This window comes from Streptomyces sp. NPDC002588 (genome assembly GCF_040295925.1).
Classification (GTDB): domain Bacteria; phylum Actinomycetota; class Actinomycetes; order Streptomycetales; family Streptomycetaceae; genus Streptomyces.
The window spans coordinates 56,555-71,168 of the sequence record NZ_JBEOWF010000059.1 but is presented as its reverse complement, the minus strand read 5'-3'; the positions used below and the strand labels follow the sequence as shown (position 1 = coordinate 71,168).

Annotated in this window: 11 protein-coding genes; 7 read left to right on the top strand and 4 right to left on the bottom strand. The window is 68.7% G+C overall.

Going from position 1 to position 14,614, the window contains the following annotated elements; translation table 11 throughout:
* Positions 1–380: 380 nt before the first annotated feature.
* From ABT057_RS43530 to ABT057_RS43510, 5 genes are all read left to right on the top strand, one after another.
* Positions 381–578, top strand: a complete 198-nt coding sequence (locus ABT057_RS43530; protein ID WP_352349884.1) for a hypothetical protein — start codon at positions 381–383, stop codon at positions 576–578.
* Positions 579–961: 383 nt separating this feature from the next.
* The gene (locus ABT057_RS43525; RefSeq protein WP_352349882.1) at positions 962–2,539 is read left to right on the top strand and encodes a sodium/solute symporter; all 1,578 of its coding nucleotides are present in this window, start codon (positions 962–964) and stop codon (positions 2,537–2,539) included.
* 241 nt (positions 2,540–2,780) lie between these two features.
* On the top strand, positions 2,781–3,383 hold the full coding sequence (locus tag ABT057_RS43520; protein ID WP_352349880.1) for a non-oxidative hydroxyarylic acid decarboxylases subunit B: 603 nt from the start codon (positions 2,781–2,783) through the stop codon (positions 3,381–3,383).
* Between the two features lie 55 nt (positions 3,384–3,438).
* Positions 3,439–4,902 carry a UbiD family decarboxylase gene (locus ABT057_RS43515; RefSeq protein WP_352349878.1) on the top strand — a complete coding sequence of 488 codons (1,464 nt, stop codon included), beginning with the start codon at positions 3,439–3,441 and terminating at the stop codon, positions 4,900–4,902.
* Between the two features lie 193 nt (positions 4,903–5,095).
* Positions 5,096–6,001, top strand: a complete 906-nt coding sequence (locus ABT057_RS43510; protein WP_352349876.1) for an alpha/beta hydrolase — start codon at positions 5,096–5,098, stop codon at positions 5,999–6,001.
* Between the two features lie 80 nt (positions 6,002–6,081).
* Here ABT057_RS43510 and ABT057_RS43505 read toward each other — a convergent pair whose 3' ends face one another.
* Positions 6,082–6,423 (bottom strand): MoaF-related domain-containing protein, encoded by a 342-nt coding sequence (locus tag ABT057_RS43505; protein ID WP_352349874.1) that lies wholly within the window; start codon positions 6,421–6,423, stop codon positions 6,082–6,084.
* A gap of 31 nt (positions 6,424–6,454) precedes the next feature.
* Positions 6,455–7,441 carry an aldo/keto reductase gene (locus ABT057_RS43500; protein ID WP_352349872.1) on the bottom strand — a complete coding sequence of 329 codons (987 nt, stop codon included), beginning with the start codon at positions 7,439–7,441 and terminating at the stop codon, positions 6,455–6,457.
* Between the two features lie 357 nt (positions 7,442–7,798).
* On the opposite strand from ABT057_RS43500, the gene ABT057_RS43495 reads away from it, so the two are divergent.
* Positions 7,799–9,880 (top strand): alginate lyase family protein, encoded by a 2,082-nt coding sequence (locus tag ABT057_RS43495; RefSeq protein ID WP_352349870.1) that lies wholly within the window; start codon positions 7,799–7,801, stop codon positions 9,878–9,880.
* 117 nt (positions 9,881–9,997) lie between these two features.
* Positions 9,998–11,377: a cellulose-binding domain-containing protein gene (locus ABT057_RS43490; protein WP_352349868.1), complete on the top strand. Its 1,380-nt coding sequence runs from the start codon at positions 9,998–10,000 to the stop codon at positions 11,375–11,377.
* A 104-nt stretch (positions 11,378–11,481) separates the two neighbouring features.
* Here ABT057_RS43490 and ABT057_RS43485 read toward each other — a convergent pair whose 3' ends face one another.
* Positions 11,482–12,927 carry an aldehyde dehydrogenase gene (locus tag ABT057_RS43485; RefSeq protein ID WP_352349866.1) on the bottom strand — a complete coding sequence of 482 codons (1,446 nt, stop codon included), beginning with the start codon at positions 12,925–12,927 and terminating at the stop codon, positions 11,482–11,484.
* Between the two features lie 80 nt (positions 12,928–13,007).
* A complete protein-coding gene (locus ABT057_RS43480; protein ID WP_352349864.1) occupies positions 13,008–14,564 on the bottom strand; it encodes a GMC family oxidoreductase in 1,557 nt (518 codons plus the stop codon).
* Between the last annotated feature and the right edge of the window lie 50 nt (positions 14,565–14,614).

Here is a 14,614-nt window from a genome sequence, read left to right as displayed (position 1 = left end):
CCGGCCGGGCTCTGAGAGAGCCGGACGGCCGGTTTGCGTCGTCTCGGTGCGATGCGAGCGCGTGGTCACGGCGCTCGGTGAGCCGTACAGGATGAGTTCGGCAGTCATCTGTCGCGAGTTCGACGCCGAACGCGCCGCCTGCGGGGCGCACCGGGCGACGGCTCCGTCACCGCCGCGCCCACGGGATCTGAGTCTTCCAACGGCTCATCGATCCTGGTGTCACGGTCGGCTCCGTCCAACTCGGTGGCCAGAGGACCGACTTGCGCGCGCTCCCCAAGTGCTGACCGGTGCTGTGCCGCCCGTTGGCACATGCGCTGCCCGAACCACCTTCATCGCGCTGGAATGACGGCACCGAGCGCGGCCCGCAGGAGGACCCACCGATGAGCGTTCATCCCCCGGAGCCGGCAGTCGCCGGGATCCGTACAACGCTCACCGCGGGGAGGCCCGTTACGTCACCGGCCGTCATCCCCGCCCGCTACGAGCTCCCCACCAGGGTCGTGCTCGTCGAGCAACTGCCGCGCAACGCTGGCGCCAACCTCGCCAGGGTGGAACTGCGCAGCCTCGCGGATTCTCGCTGACCGGCAGAAGCGCCTGCTCCGGCAACGCCCTCGCGTGATCGCTGAACGAGCTCAGCTACAAGGAGTCAATGCATGTCCATACCCGGCACGGGCGAAGGCCCGGTCCGCTCGTCGGAGTATCCGCACTCGCCACATGCAGTACCCCTGACGATGGGAAAGCCACGAATCCGTGTCCTCGTCGTCATCCTCGTGGCCGTGGCTGCGATTCCACTGGCCGTTCTGACGCTGGGAGACCAGCTCGGACGGAATATAGCGGGCCCATTCACACTCGGCATGTTTCTGCTGATCCTCCACAACCTGTCCCTCATCGTTGCCGTGCTGCAATATCACAGGACCGCAGGTGAAGGTAGGCGGGTGGGACACCCATGACATCCCCTCATTTCATGGCAACACAAATCGGCGAGTTGTTCGCACCACTCACCGCTTTCATGTTGGTCCTGGTGTTCTCGTTCCTTCTCTGCCTGATTGTGGGAATCGGAAACGACGACAGTGCGTCCGAATTCTTCGCTGCGAACAGGAAAATATCCACTTTCCGGAACACGCTGGCCCTATGTGGCGACTGGATTCCCACGAGTGCTCTACTTGCCACCGTCAGCGGGGTCGCAATAGGCGGGTTCGACGGAATGGTCATCGTGGCGAGCATGACCCTGACAGCTCCTATCCTGCTGCTGATGGCCGAACCGCTCCGAGCCACCGGCAGCTTCACCCACGGTGATGTCCTGGTACGCCGGATTCCGGGTGATGGGATCCGGCTTGCGGCAGGCGTGGTCACCGTCGCCATATGCGTTCTGATGACAGTCATTCAGCTCACCGTGGCAGGGGGCGCCACAGCGTATGTCCTCGGCCTGGAAACCGAGTCCGCTTCCCAGTTCTGCACGGTACTCATCGGGCTGCTCATCATCATGTTCGCGGCCATGGGCGGGATGCGGGGCACGACCCTGATCCAGGCGATCAAGACCGTCCTCGTCCTCGGTGCTCTTCTGGTGCTCGCCTACGTCGTTCTGCACCGAGCGAACTGGGACTTGAGCGGCATCACCGAGAGTGCAGGTCAACACAGTGGGGACTCACGGTCGTACTACTCTCCGGGGCGGCTGTACGGAGACTCCACGGTAGGCCTGTTGGATACGGTGTCGTTGGGGGTGACCGCAGCATTCGGGTCGGCTGTCCTGCCTCATGTGATCATGCGCCTGAACGTTTTCCCTGACGGACGAGCCGTCCGTCAGGGAGTGGCCACCGCAACTGTTGTCCTCGCCGTTTTCGCCGGCCTTGCGGCCCTCGCAGGGCTGGGTGCTGCCGCAACTGTCGACGGTAGGTCCCTCACTGTGGAAGGGCAGCACAACGTCGCCGCCCTCTTCCAGTTGTCAGAGGGTCTGGGTGACGTGAACTCCGGAGACTCGCTGCTCGGACTTGTGTCCTGCGCGGTGTTCGTGACTTCCTTGAGCACGGCCGCCGGCCTCACGCTCGCCATCGGTTCGCTCGCCCACGACCTGTACGCATCGTCGAAATGGAAGATCAAAGTCGAAGCGGGTCGAGAAATTTCGCTGGCTCGCTGGTTCATCGTCGGAGCGGGTGTTCTGAGCCTGCTCCTGGCAGTGGCGCTACATTCCTGGAGCATCGTCGCGCTGACTTCCTTCGTATTCGCTGTCGGAGCCTCCACGATATTGCCGGCACTGGCATACGGTCTGTTCTGGAAGGGATTCACGCGAGCGGGTCTGTACGCCACACTCTACGGTTCCTTCGTGTGCTGTGTCGTGCTGGAGATCTTCAGTCCGAGTGTTTCTGGAAGCCCAATCGCACTGTTGTCGGGGCAGGACTTCCATTGGTTCCCGATGCAGCACATAGCTCTGGTATCCGTTCCGGTGGGCTTCCTCCTCGGGTGGGTCGGTAGCCGCCTGTCTCGACCAGCAACTGCGAAAGAACGCGCCTCCGAAGCCCTGCAGTTCCCCGGGAGACTGGGATGACGGCTCTGGGGTTGGGGGCGGATTCCCGTACTTGACGTCTGATCCCCGGGAGAGGGCCAAGGGCCCGCACCGCAAGAAAGACGACCGGCCGTCCGGCTCTGTGAGAGCCGGACGGCCGGTTCGCGTTGTCGGGGCGCCAGGTGTGCGCACTCCCGTCTGGCGGGCAGTCTCTGGGGTTTGACTCCGTCGGCGTGAGGCGTATCGTCGTACACGAAAGCTTCGTGTACGAAAGGTTGTCCCCATGCGTCTCATCGTCGGGATGACGGGTGCCACGGGGGCGGTCCTCGGGATCCGGCTGTTGCAGGAGCTGCGGGACCAGCCCGATGTGGAGACCCACCTGGTGATGAGCCGCTGGGCCCGGGCCACCATCGAGCTGGAGACGGACTGGACGGCCCGGGAGGTGGCCAGGCTGGCGGACGTCGTCCACGGCCCTGACGACCAGGCGGCATCCATCTCCAGCGGGTCCTTCCGCACCGACGGCATGGTCATCACGCCGTGCAGCGCCAAGACCCTGGCCGCCATCCGCGCGGGCTACGGCAGCGATCTGATCGCCCGGGCCGCGGACGTGGTCCTCAAGGAACAGCGCCGCCTGGTCCTCGTGGCCCGTGAGACCCCGCTGTCCACGATCCACCTGGAGAACATGCTCGCCCTGTCCCGGATGGGCGTGACGATCCTGCCGCCCATGCCGGCGTTCTACAACAAGCCGGCGAGCGTTGACGACGTGGTCGACCACATCGTGGCCCGGGTGATGGACCAGTTCGGCCTCGACAGTGAGCGCGCCGTGCGCTGGCAGGGGCCCGCCACGGCCCGCGCGGACCGGCAGCTCCGCCCGGCCGTCGGCTGAGCACCACCCACCCCTCTTTCCTCTCCCCCTCCCTTGACCGACCGAAAGGATTCCCGTGCCCCGTCTCAAGGACCTGCGCGCCTACCTCGCCGCCCTGGAAGAACTCGGCGACGTCCGCACCGTCGACCGACTGGTCGACCCCCACCTCGAAGTCGGCGCGATCATCCGCCGCTCGTACGAGACCTCCGCCCCCGCCCCGCTGTTCACCAACATCAAGGGCACCGCCCCCGGTTACCGGCTGCTCGGCGCCCCCGGCGCCCTCAGCTCGGCCCCGGGCAAGCCGCTCGCCCGGATCGCCCTGTCCCTCGGGCTGTCCGCCGACGCGAGCGCACGCGAGATCACCGAGGCCCTCGCCGCCGCCCGCACCCGCGAGCCGATCGCGCCGACGCTGGTCGACACCGCGCCGTGCAAGCAGAACATCCTGCTCGGCGAGGACGCCACGCTCGACCGCTTCCCGACGCCCCTGCTGCACGAGGGCGACGGCGGCCCGTACGTCAACACTTGGGGCACGATCATCGCCCGCACACCGGACGGCAGCTTCACCAACTGGTCGATCGCCCGGATCATGATGATCGACGGCAAGCACATGACCGGCCTGGTGCTGCACCCCCAGCACATCGCCCACGTCTGGCAGCAGTGGGTCGACCGGGGCGAGCCGATGCCCTTCGCCCTCGTCCAGGGCGGCGAGCCGGCCCTGCCGTTCATCTCCGGCATGCCGCTGCCGGACGGAGTGGAGGAGTCCGGCTACCTCGGTGCCCTGCTCGGCGAGCCGCTCGAACTCGTCCAGTGCGAAACCGTCGACCTCCAGGTCCCCGCCAGCGCGGAGATCGTGATCGAGGGGCACCTGTCCGTCGAACGCACCGGCGTGGAAGGCCCGATGGGCGAGTTCTCCGGCTACCGCCCCAACGAGACCTCCCTCCAGCCCGTCTACACCATCGAGGCCATCACCCACCGCGACGACCCCATCTGGCCCACCGTCGTCGAGGGCGAGCCCGTCGACGAGTACCACACGGCGACCGGCCTCACCCTCGCCGCCGAAGCCCTCGCCGAACTCCGTGTCGCCGGACTGCCGATCACCACGGCCTGGGAGCCCTTCGAAGGCGCCTCCCACTTCCTCGTCGTCAGCGTCGCCGCCGACTGGCGTACGGCCCTGCCCGGCGTGAGCACCGCCGAACTCGCCCAGCGCATCACCGACGTCATCGCCGCCCAGCGCTTCGAGTACCTGGTGCCGCGCATCTTCGTGCTCGACGACGACGTCGAGGCCTCGGACGTCGGCGAGCTGATGTGGGCGCTGGCCACCCGCGTCCACCCCACCGAACGGCGTATCGTCCGCACCGGCAAGATCCTGCCGCTGCTGTCCTGCTACCCCTTCGACCAGCGGCACTCCTGGACCGGCGACAAGGTCACCTACGACGCCCTGCTCCCCGCCGCCGAGGAAGGCCGCGAGCCGCGCAGCTCCTTCTCCCACCTCTTCCCGGCGGACGTGCAGCAGCAGGTGCTGGAGAACTGGCCCAACTGAGGTCGGTCGCAGAAGAGAAGGACAGTGGTCCTCCCGCCCCGATCCCGCCACCGCGCGTGCCACTCCGCGACACGCGCGGTGGCGCGGGCCGTGCGGGGAGGATCACCGTGTCCCGGACGGCAGCAGCACCGCGTCGTGGTGTCCTTCTCCACGCCGTGCCGAACCACCCGCCCCGACCCGAAGGCGACCTCCCATGGCCATCAGTTACGACATCGCCGCGAGGCTCGTGCAGACGCTACTGAGCAGTCGCATGGTCAAAGTGTCGGACGAACTCCGTTTCGCGGGCCAGGACCTGCCCGCGCCCGTGACCGTGCAGATCCCGACCTCCGTCGGATCCATGCGGTGCGACGTCTACCGCCCCGACCCCGCCCTGGCCGGAGAGACACCGCCGGTCTTCGTCAACTTCCACGGCAGTGGATACGTGGTCCGGCATCCTGAGCAGGACGACCACATCTGCCGCCATCTTGCGGCCGAGGCGGGCTGCGTCGTCCTCAACATCGACTACTGGACCGCGCCGCAACACCGCTTCCCGACCGCGCCCATCCAGGCGTACGAGGCCTGCGAGTGGGCGGTGAACTACGGGGCCGAGCACGGCTGGGACGGCGGGCGGCTCGCCGTCGGCGGCCACAGCGCCGGCGGCGCGCTGGCGACGGGAGTATGCCGTACGGCGCGGGAGCGCGGGACCTTCACCCCGCTGCTCCAGATCATCGACTACGCACCCCTCGACCTGGCCGCGGACCCCGCCACCAAGCGCGCCCGCACCCGACGGCCGTTGATCTCGCCGACGCTGTCCCGCATCTTCACCGGCACATACCTGCCGGACGCGAGTCGCCGCCGCGACCCGCTCGCCTCGCCGGGGCTCGCCACCGACCTGGCCGGTCTGCCGCCCGCCCTGGTCATCACCGCCGAGTACGACTTGCTCCGGGACGAGGGGGACGCGTACGCCGAGTCGCTGGCCGCCGCCGGAGTCCCCGTCGTGCACCGCATGGTGGAGGGCGTCGACCACTTCTTCACCCACAACGGACCGCCCGAGACAGTTCGTCCCGTCTTCGACCTGATGGCCGAGCAGCTCCGCGCGGCGTTCGCCGTCCAGGTGTGACGACCAGGGTCTGTCCGTCGGATCATGTCGCAGGCGCGGGGAGCTGTTGGTCTCCCGCGACCTGATCCGCCGGACGGGCCCTAACACAGGCGGGTCCAGGTACCGCTGATCTGCATGAACTGGCCCTGTAGAAAACTGCTCGCATACACGAGGTGGTTCTGCCAGTCCTGGATGTGGGTGACCTTCGCGCCGGACTCGGGCTCCTCCCAGCACAGGACGTACAGGCCGTCGCGCAGTTCCGCCGTCGTGTAGTCCATGGTCTCCCCGTTGCCCTTGGCCGCGCCGGAGCTGACCAGGTAGCTCAGAGACGTCCCGGAGTGGAACGTCAGCTCCACGGCGAACGGGCCGAACGGAGTGTCCTCGAACTCGGCCAGCCAGGTCTGCCCCACGCCGGGGATGGTCGCGCCCGTGTCGAACGTCATGGCTTCTCCCTCGGAACGGGGCGGTGCGGGGTCAGCGGCCGACCATGCCCATGTGCAGCTCGTTGTAGCGGTCGCCGTGCACGCCGAGGCGTGCCGCTGTCGCGTCGAGGTCAGCGACCTCGTCGGCGGACAGGGCGACCTGGGCCGCGCCGGCGTTCTCCTCCAGGCGCTCCACGCGGCGCGTGCCGGGAATCGGGACGATCCACGGTTGCTGGGCGAGCAGCCAGGCCAGGGCGACCTGGCCGGGGCTGGCGCCCTTGGCCTTGGCGAGCGAGGCGACGTGATCGACCAGGGCCTGGTTGGCGGCCCGGTTCTCCTCGCTGAAGCGGGGGATCGTGGCGCGGACGTCGCCCTCGGTGAACGAGGTCGTGGTGTCGACGCTGCCGGTGAGGAAGCCCTTGCCGAGCGGGCTGAACGGCACGAACCCGATGCCGAGTTCGGCGAGCGTGGGCAGGACCTCGGGCTCGGGGTCGCGGGTCCACAGGGAGTACTCGCTCTGCACGGCTGTCACGGGGTGGACCGCGTGGGCCTTGCGGATCGTGGTCGCCGCGGCCTCGGACAGGCCGAAGTGGCGTACCTTGCCCGCCTGTACGAGCTCGGCGATCGCACCGGCGACCTCCTCGATGGGGACGTCGGGATCCACCCGGTGCTGGTAGAAGAGGTCGATCGTCTCGCTGCGCAGTCGGCGCAGGGAGGCGTCGGCGACGCGCTTGATCTGCTCCGGCCGACTGTCGAGCCCGGTGGACTTCCCGTTCTCGATGCGCCAGCCGAACTTTGTCGCCAGGACGACCTGGTCCCGGACGGGGGCGAGGGCCTCGCCGACCAGTTCCTCGTTGACGTAGGGGCCGTAGACCTCGGCCGTGTCGAAGAACGTGATGCCGCGGTCCACGGCGGCGCGGAGGACGCCGATCATGTCCTGGCGGTCGCCGGGGTTGGGGCCGTAGCTCTGGGACATGCCCATGCAGCCCAGGCCGATCGCGGAGACCTCAAGACCCTGGCCGAGTGTGCGCGTGTGCATCGTCTGTCCTCCTGGTAGAGCGGTGTCACGAGCCGATGAAACCGCGGTTCACCGGCACGTGGAAGGACCGCTCGTTACGTGTACTGGCAGTACACCCCTGATAGGTGTATGGCGCATCCGCGCACCGCTCGGAGATTCACCGGTACGCGTTCATCGATGGACCGGCTGCGTCTGCTGGTGGGCAGCGAGCCCCTCGGGGTCCAGTTCGCGGCCCACGCCGCCGGACGACCAGCGGGTCCGGACGACCGTCAGGTCCGGTGGGCCGTGCCGGTCGTCGGCCCGGGTGCAGCAACCTTCCGGGCTCCGGCGGCGACCAGATCATGACCGCCTGCTTCGGACCGCCTTGAGGATCCCTGAATGCGTCATGCCAAGTCCGGGCTGCTGGCCCGGCGTCAGCCCCGCGTCTACGTCGCGGCCGTCGCCGCGATCGCCGTACTCGTCGCCCTCTACACCTGGACAAGCCGGGCCACCCCCGGAGCCGGGGCGGCCGCCGCGACTGCTGTCGCCACCAAGGCCGTCGACGCAGCGCCCGCAGCCTTCCAGCATCCCGGCATCACCTTCGACCAGGCCGACCTGACCCGTCTGAAGAAGAACCTCACAAGCGAGCCCTGGAAGTCCTCGTACGCCGGGCTGGTCGCGGATGCGCGCTCCTCACTCGGCTACGTGATGCAGGGCCCCTTCTCGGAGGTCGGCCGCAACCCCGACGTCAACCGCAGCGCGTACGAGAACGACATGCAGGCGGTCTACAACCTGACCCTGCGCGGCTACCTGACCGGCAAGACCGCCTACAGCGCCAAGGCCACCGGCATCATGACGGCCTGGTGCGGCAGACTCACCACCTGGTCGGGGGCCGAATCCTCCTTCACCATCGGCGACTACGCGATCCGCGCCATCGCCGCCGCCGACATCCTGCGGGGCGGCTACAACGGCTGGACCGCCGCCGACACCCGGCTGTGCAAGAAGAACTTCAACGACGTCTACTGGCCCCAACTCAACCTCGGCGTGGGTGACATGGGCTCAGGCAGTCACATCCTCAATGCGGGGCAGGGCTCGCTCGGTCTCCAGGGGGCCATGGCCATCGCGGTGTTCAACGACGATCGGGTGAAGTTCAACGAGGTCGTGGACGCCTACCGCACCGACCCGATGGGCGGGTTGTCCGACTCGCTGCCCAACGGCGAGATCGGCGACACCGGACGCGACCAACTGCACGCCTACGGCCAGTGGATGCACCTGGCGGCGGTCGCCGAGACCGCCTGGAAGCAGGGCGTGGACCTCTACTCCGCCCAAGGCAACCGGCTGCTGAAGGCCGCCGAGTACTACAGCCGCTACAACCTCGGCCAGGAGCCGCCCTTCGTCCGCTTCGGCTCCGGATACGGCCTGTACAAGACCATCTCCGCCGACGACAACGGCAGGCGGATCACGCCCCAGCCCGAGGGCTTCGACCTCGTCTACAACGCGTACGTGGTCCGCAAGGGCCTCAAAGCCCCCTACACCACCGCCCTGCGCGCCAAGCTCACCGAGACCTACAACTCCATGATCTACCGCCGCAGCGCCGACACCACCAAGGCCACCGCTCCTGCTGCCGCCTGGAGCCCTCCGGCCGCCTCCACCCCCATCACCGCACTCACCTCCAAGGACCTCGGCACCGTCGGATCCGCGGGCAGCACCTCGTACACGGGCGGCACCTGGACGCTCAAGAGCTCCGGCAAGGACCAGCTCTCCGGATACCGCTACGCCTACCGGAAGATGACCGGCGGCGGCACGGTCGTCGTCCGGGTCAAGAACCCCGGCACCGCGACCGCCGGTTCTGCCGGACTGATGCTCCGCGCCTCCCTCGACGCCCAGGACCGCACCCCGTACGTCACCCAGCGCCTCCTCGGCGACAACTCCGCCCAGACCTACTGGAGTTCCAGGAGCAAGGGCAACAGCTGGAGCTACTGGGCGAACTTCGCCGACGTCGACGCCCCTTACTGGCTCAAGCTGGTCCGCCGCGCCGACTACGTCTACGCCTACGTCTCACCCGACGGCACCAACTGGTCCCCCTCCGCGAGCGTGCTCCTTACCGCCCTGCCCGGCACCGTGTACGTCGGCCTCGCCGTCACCTCCGGTGACACCGGCGTCACCAACACCGCAACCTTCGACCACCTCGCCCTCGGCACCGCCCCCTCCAGCAACGTCCCCAAGCCCACCGGGCTGAAGGCGACGGCATCCTCCGGCAAGGTCAAACTCAGCTGGAAGGCCCCCGCCCGCGCCGTCTCCTACACCCTGCTCCGCGCCACCGGCAGCAGTGGCACGTACAAGGTCATCGCCACCGACCTGCCCGGCACCGCGTACACGGACACGACCGCGAAGAAGGGCACCCGCTACCGCTACACCGTCATGGCCGCCGGCTACGCGGAACGCAGCGCCGCGTCCGCCGAGGCCGCCGCGACCCCCTGACGTCCCCTTCCCTCCGCGCCGCGATCGCCGAAACGGGTGCCTGACCGATGGCAACCATCTCCGCGCGGGCGGCCACTTATGTCTGACGTTCCGAGAACTTCCCGAAGGATCCGCCTGATGAGACCGCCCCGTGCGACCCACCGCCTGCGCAGACGCCTGGTGCGCCCCGTCCCACTCGCGGTCGCCGCCGCGCTGGTGGCGGGGACCGGTGCCCTGGTGCCCCTGCTGGCCAATGGTGCCGAGTCCACCTGCCGGGTGGATTACAGCGTCACCGGCCAGTGGGCCGACGGCTTCCAGGGAGCCGTCGAGATCACCAACTCGGGCAAGGCGCTCACCGGTTGGGAGCTGACCTTCGACCTCTCCGGTGGCGAGAAGGTCAACCAGGGCTGGAACGGCTCCTGGAGTCAGTCCGGCACGACCGTGACCGTGAAGAACGCGAGCTGGAACGGCTCCTTGGCCACCGGAGGCAAGGCCAGCACCGGTTTCCTGGGCTCGCGGTCCGGGGCCACCTCGACTCCCACCTCGTTCAAGCTCAACGGCGAGACCTGCTCCTCGGGCGTGGACGCGACCCCGAGTTCCGGTGCGACCGTCGCTCCCACGTTCAGTGAGTCCAGCTCGCCCACGGCCACACCGACGGCTACCCAGACGGCCACGAGCACGCCGTCAGCGACCGCCACACCGACGCCAAAGGCGACGGCAACCCCGACCCCGACCGAGACCGGGACGACGAGCGCGGCCGAGTGGAACCCGCCGTCCGGCATCGCCTCGCAGCTCGACCAGACCTTCGCCCACATGGTGTCGACGTACAGCGACCTCTACGGGTTCAAGAACTACGGCTTTGACCAGATCATGGCCACCAAGGGCACCATCAATTACTGCGTCCGCTGGGACTCCGACAACCCGGTCACCGCCACCCTGCGCGACAAGGTCGAATCGACCGTGCAGAAGCAGTTCGGCAAGTGGATCACCGCCCTCTCCGAGAACGGCAAGGGCTACAACCAGTGGCCCTACCCCTCCGTGAAGGTCAAGGTCGTCGGCTGGGCCGTCAAGGACCGCGCGACACTGAAGTGGACCGACGATTCCGTCGACATCTACGCCGGCAACCTCGACGAGGGCGGAGCCCCTCAGTGCAGCCCGCCCTGCGGCCGGTTCTTCCACCAGGACGGCAACTACTCCCAGTGCCCCGGCAAGGAAGCGCGCCACTACGACCAGTCCCTCTGGCTCACCAAGGGCATGGGATTCGGCGGCGCGGGCGGTGACTGGGGCCAGCGGCTGGACCAGGAGTACTTCACCAGCGCGATGGACCAGGAGAACGTGCACATCTACCTGCACGAGGTCGGTCACACCTTCGGCCTGGCCGACTTCTACGACTGGACCCCGACGCCCGACGTCGGCGGCTTCATCATGAACGCCGGCTCTGCGACGCAGATCACCGAGTTCGACAAGTGGATGGTCCGCGACTTCTGGCGGCACATCAAGAACCGCTACGGGTACTGATCCACGCCCGTTCTCCGGGAAAGCGAGGGCGGTGGTCCGGGATCAGATCCCGGACCACCGCCCCTCCTGCGCCTCGTCCTGGCTACGGGATCACCGGCACGTGCTCACAGATAGACGGTCTGCGTCTGCTGGTAGCCCGCGAGGCCCTCGGGCCCCAGTTCGCGGCCGAGCCCACTCGCCTTGACTCCGCCGAACGGGGCGACGGGGTCCGGGAGGTAGCGGTTGACGCCGATCGTGCCGGTCTGGATCCGGCGGGCGACGGACGCGCCGCGCTCCGGGTCGGACGTCCACACCGTGCCGCCGAGCCCGAAGGCCGAGTGGTTGGCGATGCGGACGGCGTCGTCGACGTCGTCGTAGGAGATGACGGACAGGACCGGGCCGAAGATCTCCTCCTGGGCGATCGTCGAGTTGTTGTCGACGTCCGCGAAGACCGTCGGCTGCACGAACCAACCCCGCTCCAGGCCGTCGGGGCGTCCGCCACCCGTCGTCAGGCGGGCGCCCTCGCCGCGCCCCTTGGCGATGTACGACTCGACGCGCTCGCGCTGGCGTGCGGTGGCCAGCGGTCCGATCTGGGTCGTCGGGTCGCTCGCGTCGCCGACGGTCAGGGAGCCGGCGAAGGCGGTGAAGACGTCGACCACCTCGGCGTAGCGGCTGCGCGGGGCGAGGACGCGGGTGCCGGCGAAGCAGGTCTGGCCGTTGTTGAGGAGGGTGGCGGCGAACAGTCCTTGGCCGATCTCGGCCAGGTTCAGGTCGGCGTCGTCCAGGACGATCGCGGCGGACTTGCCGCCCAGTTCCAGGGTCACCGGGCGCAGCAGGCGTCCGCATACCTCGGCGATGCTCCGCCCGGCGGCGGTGGAGCCGGTGAAGGCCACCTTGTCGACGGCCGGGTGGGAGACGAGGTAGGAGCCGACCTCACGCCCCGCCGGGACGATGTTGATGACACCGGCGGGAACCCCGGCCTCCTCCACCGCCTCGGCCAGCAGGTAGGCGTCCAGCACGGTCTCGGGCGAGGGCTTGATGACCAGGGTGCAGCCGGCGGCCATCGCGGGTGCGATCTTGAACATGGTCAGGACCTGCGGGAAGTTCCACGGTACGACGGCCGCGACGACGCCGATCGGCGCCTTGCGGACCTCGATGGAGCCACCGAAGAGGCCGTCCCGTATCTCCGTCACGGCCAACTGGCGTGCCAGTCCCGCGTAGTAGCGCAGTACGGCGCTCGGGTAGCCGACCTCCAGCTGGCCGGCCACGGCGACCGGCATGCCGTTCTGGGCGCTGACCCGCTCGACGAAGCCGGCGGCCCGCTTGTCGATGGCGTCGGCGAGGCGGTCCATCACCTCGGCACGCCGGGCGGGCTCCCAACTCGCCCAGCCCGAGGGGGAGTCGAAGGCGGCGCGGGCGGCGGCCACCGCGACGTCGATGTCGGCCTCGGTGGCCTCGGGCACCTGGCCGAGGGGTTCCTCGGTGCTGGCGTTGAACGGGGTGATCGTGCGGTCGGTGGCGGGGCGGATCCACTCGCCACCGATGTAGAAGCTGTCGTAGCGCAGGTCCATCACAGGGTTCCTCGGTTTTCGAGACTGATGGTGGTGAAGGCGGGGGTGTTGGCGGAGTTCCGGCGATCAGCCGACTGCTGTCAGCGCGCGGCGGCCTTGATGAGGTCGGCCGCCTTCTCCGCGGCCATGATCACGGGGGCGTTGGTGTTCGCCCTCGGCACCGTCGGGAACACCGACGCGTCGACGACCCGCAGGCCGGGCACGTCCAGCACCCGCAGCTCGGGGTCGACCACCGAGCCGATGGCACAGGTCGACGTCGGGTGGTACAGGGTCTGCCCGGACCGCTTGGCCCAGGCGAGGACGTCCTCCTCGGAGTCCGAGTCCGGCACGTCGAACGGACCGGTCACGATCTCGGCCACCGCCTGCTGGCCCGCGATCTCCAGGGCCATCCGGATGCCGGTGACGATGCAGTCCCGGTCCTCGTCCGTGGTGAGGTAGTTGTGCACGATCCGGGGTGCGGCGTCCGGGAGCGGGGAACGCAGCGTCACCTGTCCCCGGCTGGTGGGGGCGAGCACACAGGGGCCGAAGGAGAAACCGTGCTCGGTGGCGGCGCCGAGTCCCTCCTTGTGAAACAGCACCGGCGCTGCGTGGAACTGCACGTCGGGAGCAGAGAGGTCGTCCCTTGTGCGGAAGAAGCCGCCGGCCTCGCCGATGTTGGAGGTCAGGGGACCCTGCCCCTCGCCCTGCAACAGGGCCGCGTTCTCCGGGCTCGCCGCGCTGATCAGCGACTCGGCGGCGGTACGGAAGTTGAGCATGGTCATGTAGTGGTCCTGGAGACACTGGCCCACGGGCAGGTCCCGTACCACGTCGATCCCGAAGGCCGACAGCTCGGCGGCGGGTCCGATGCCGGACAGCATCAGCAGCTTCGGGGACTCGTAGGCGCCCGCGGACAGGATCACCTCGCGGTCGGCGCGGACCACCTCGACCGCACCGTTCCGGCCGATCTCCACGCCCGTCGCCCGGCCGTCCTCGATCACCACGCGGCGGGCCTGCGCCGAGGTCAGCACGGTGAGGTTCGGCCGTTCCAGAGCGGGGTGCAGATAGGCGACGGCCGTGCTGCACCGCATGCCGTCGCGCTGGGTCAGCTGATACCGCCCGACCCCGAACTGCGACTCGCCGTTGAAGTCCTCGTTGCGCTTGTGCCCGGCCTGCTCGGCGGCCTGGAGGAAGGCCGTGACCAGCGGATGGTTGGATCGGCTGTCGCTGACGGTCAGCGGCCCGCCCACTCCGTGGAACTCGTCCTCGCCGCGCTGGTTGTCCTCGGCCCGCCGGAAGTACGGCAGCACATCGTCGTAGGACCAGCCCGTTGCCCCGGCCGCCGCCCAGCCGTCGTAGTCGGCGCGGTTGCCCCGGATGTAGATCATCGCGTTGATCGAACTGCAGCCGCCGAGCACCTTGCCCCGGGGGAGGTAGGCACGGCGGTCGAAGATGCCCGGCTCCGGTTCGGAGTCGAGGTCCCAGTCGAGGTCGCTCTTGAAGGTCTGGGGGAACGCGGCCGGGATGTGGATCTCCTGGGCCGTGTCGGGGCCGCCCGCCTCGATCAGGGCCACCCTGACGCCGGGGTCCTCCGACAGCCGTGCGGCCAGCACACAGCCGGCCGACCCGGCCCCGACGATGACGTAGTCGTACGTACTCATTGGATCTCCTTTGATCTATGAGGACGCGGACCGGGCGAATGCGGTGTTCG

Bases quoted from the DNA above. Each gene is read 5' to 3' on its own strand.
- ABT057_RS43530 (WP_352349884.1), top strand. From the start codon at position 381: ATGAGCGTTCATCCCCCGGAGCCGGCAGTCGCCGGGATCCGTACAACG.
- ABT057_RS43490 (WP_352349868.1), top strand. From the start codon at position 9,998: ATGAGACCGCCCCGTGCGACCCACCGCCTGCGCAGACGCCTGGTGCGC.
- ABT057_RS43520 (WP_352349880.1), top strand. From the start codon at position 2,781: ATGCGTCTCATCGTCGGGATGACGGGTGCCACGGGGGCGGTCCTCGGG.
- ABT057_RS43505 (WP_352349874.1), bottom strand. From the start codon at position 6,423: ATGACGTTCGACACGGGCGCGACCATCCCCGGCGTGGGGCAGACCTGG.
- ABT057_RS43525 (WP_352349882.1), top strand. From the start codon at position 962: ATGGCAACACAAATCGGCGAGTTGTTCGCACCACTCACCGCTTTCATG.
- ABT057_RS43495 (WP_352349870.1), top strand. From the start codon at position 7,799: ATGCGTCATGCCAAGTCCGGGCTGCTGGCCCGGCGTCAGCCCCGCGTC.
- ABT057_RS43510 (WP_352349876.1), top strand. From the start codon at position 5,096: ATGGCCATCAGTTACGACATCGCCGCGAGGCTCGTGCAGACGCTACTG.
- ABT057_RS43500 (WP_352349872.1), bottom strand. From the start codon at position 7,441: ATGCACACGCGCACACTCGGCCAGGGTCTTGAGGTCTCCGCGATCGGC.
- ABT057_RS43485 (WP_352349866.1), bottom strand. From the start codon at position 12,927: ATGGACCTGCGCTACGACAGCTTCTACATCGGTGGCGAGTGGATCCGC.
- ABT057_RS43480 (WP_352349864.1), bottom strand. From the start codon at position 14,564: ATGAGTACGTACGACTACGTCATCGTCGGGGCCGGGTCGGCCGGCTGT.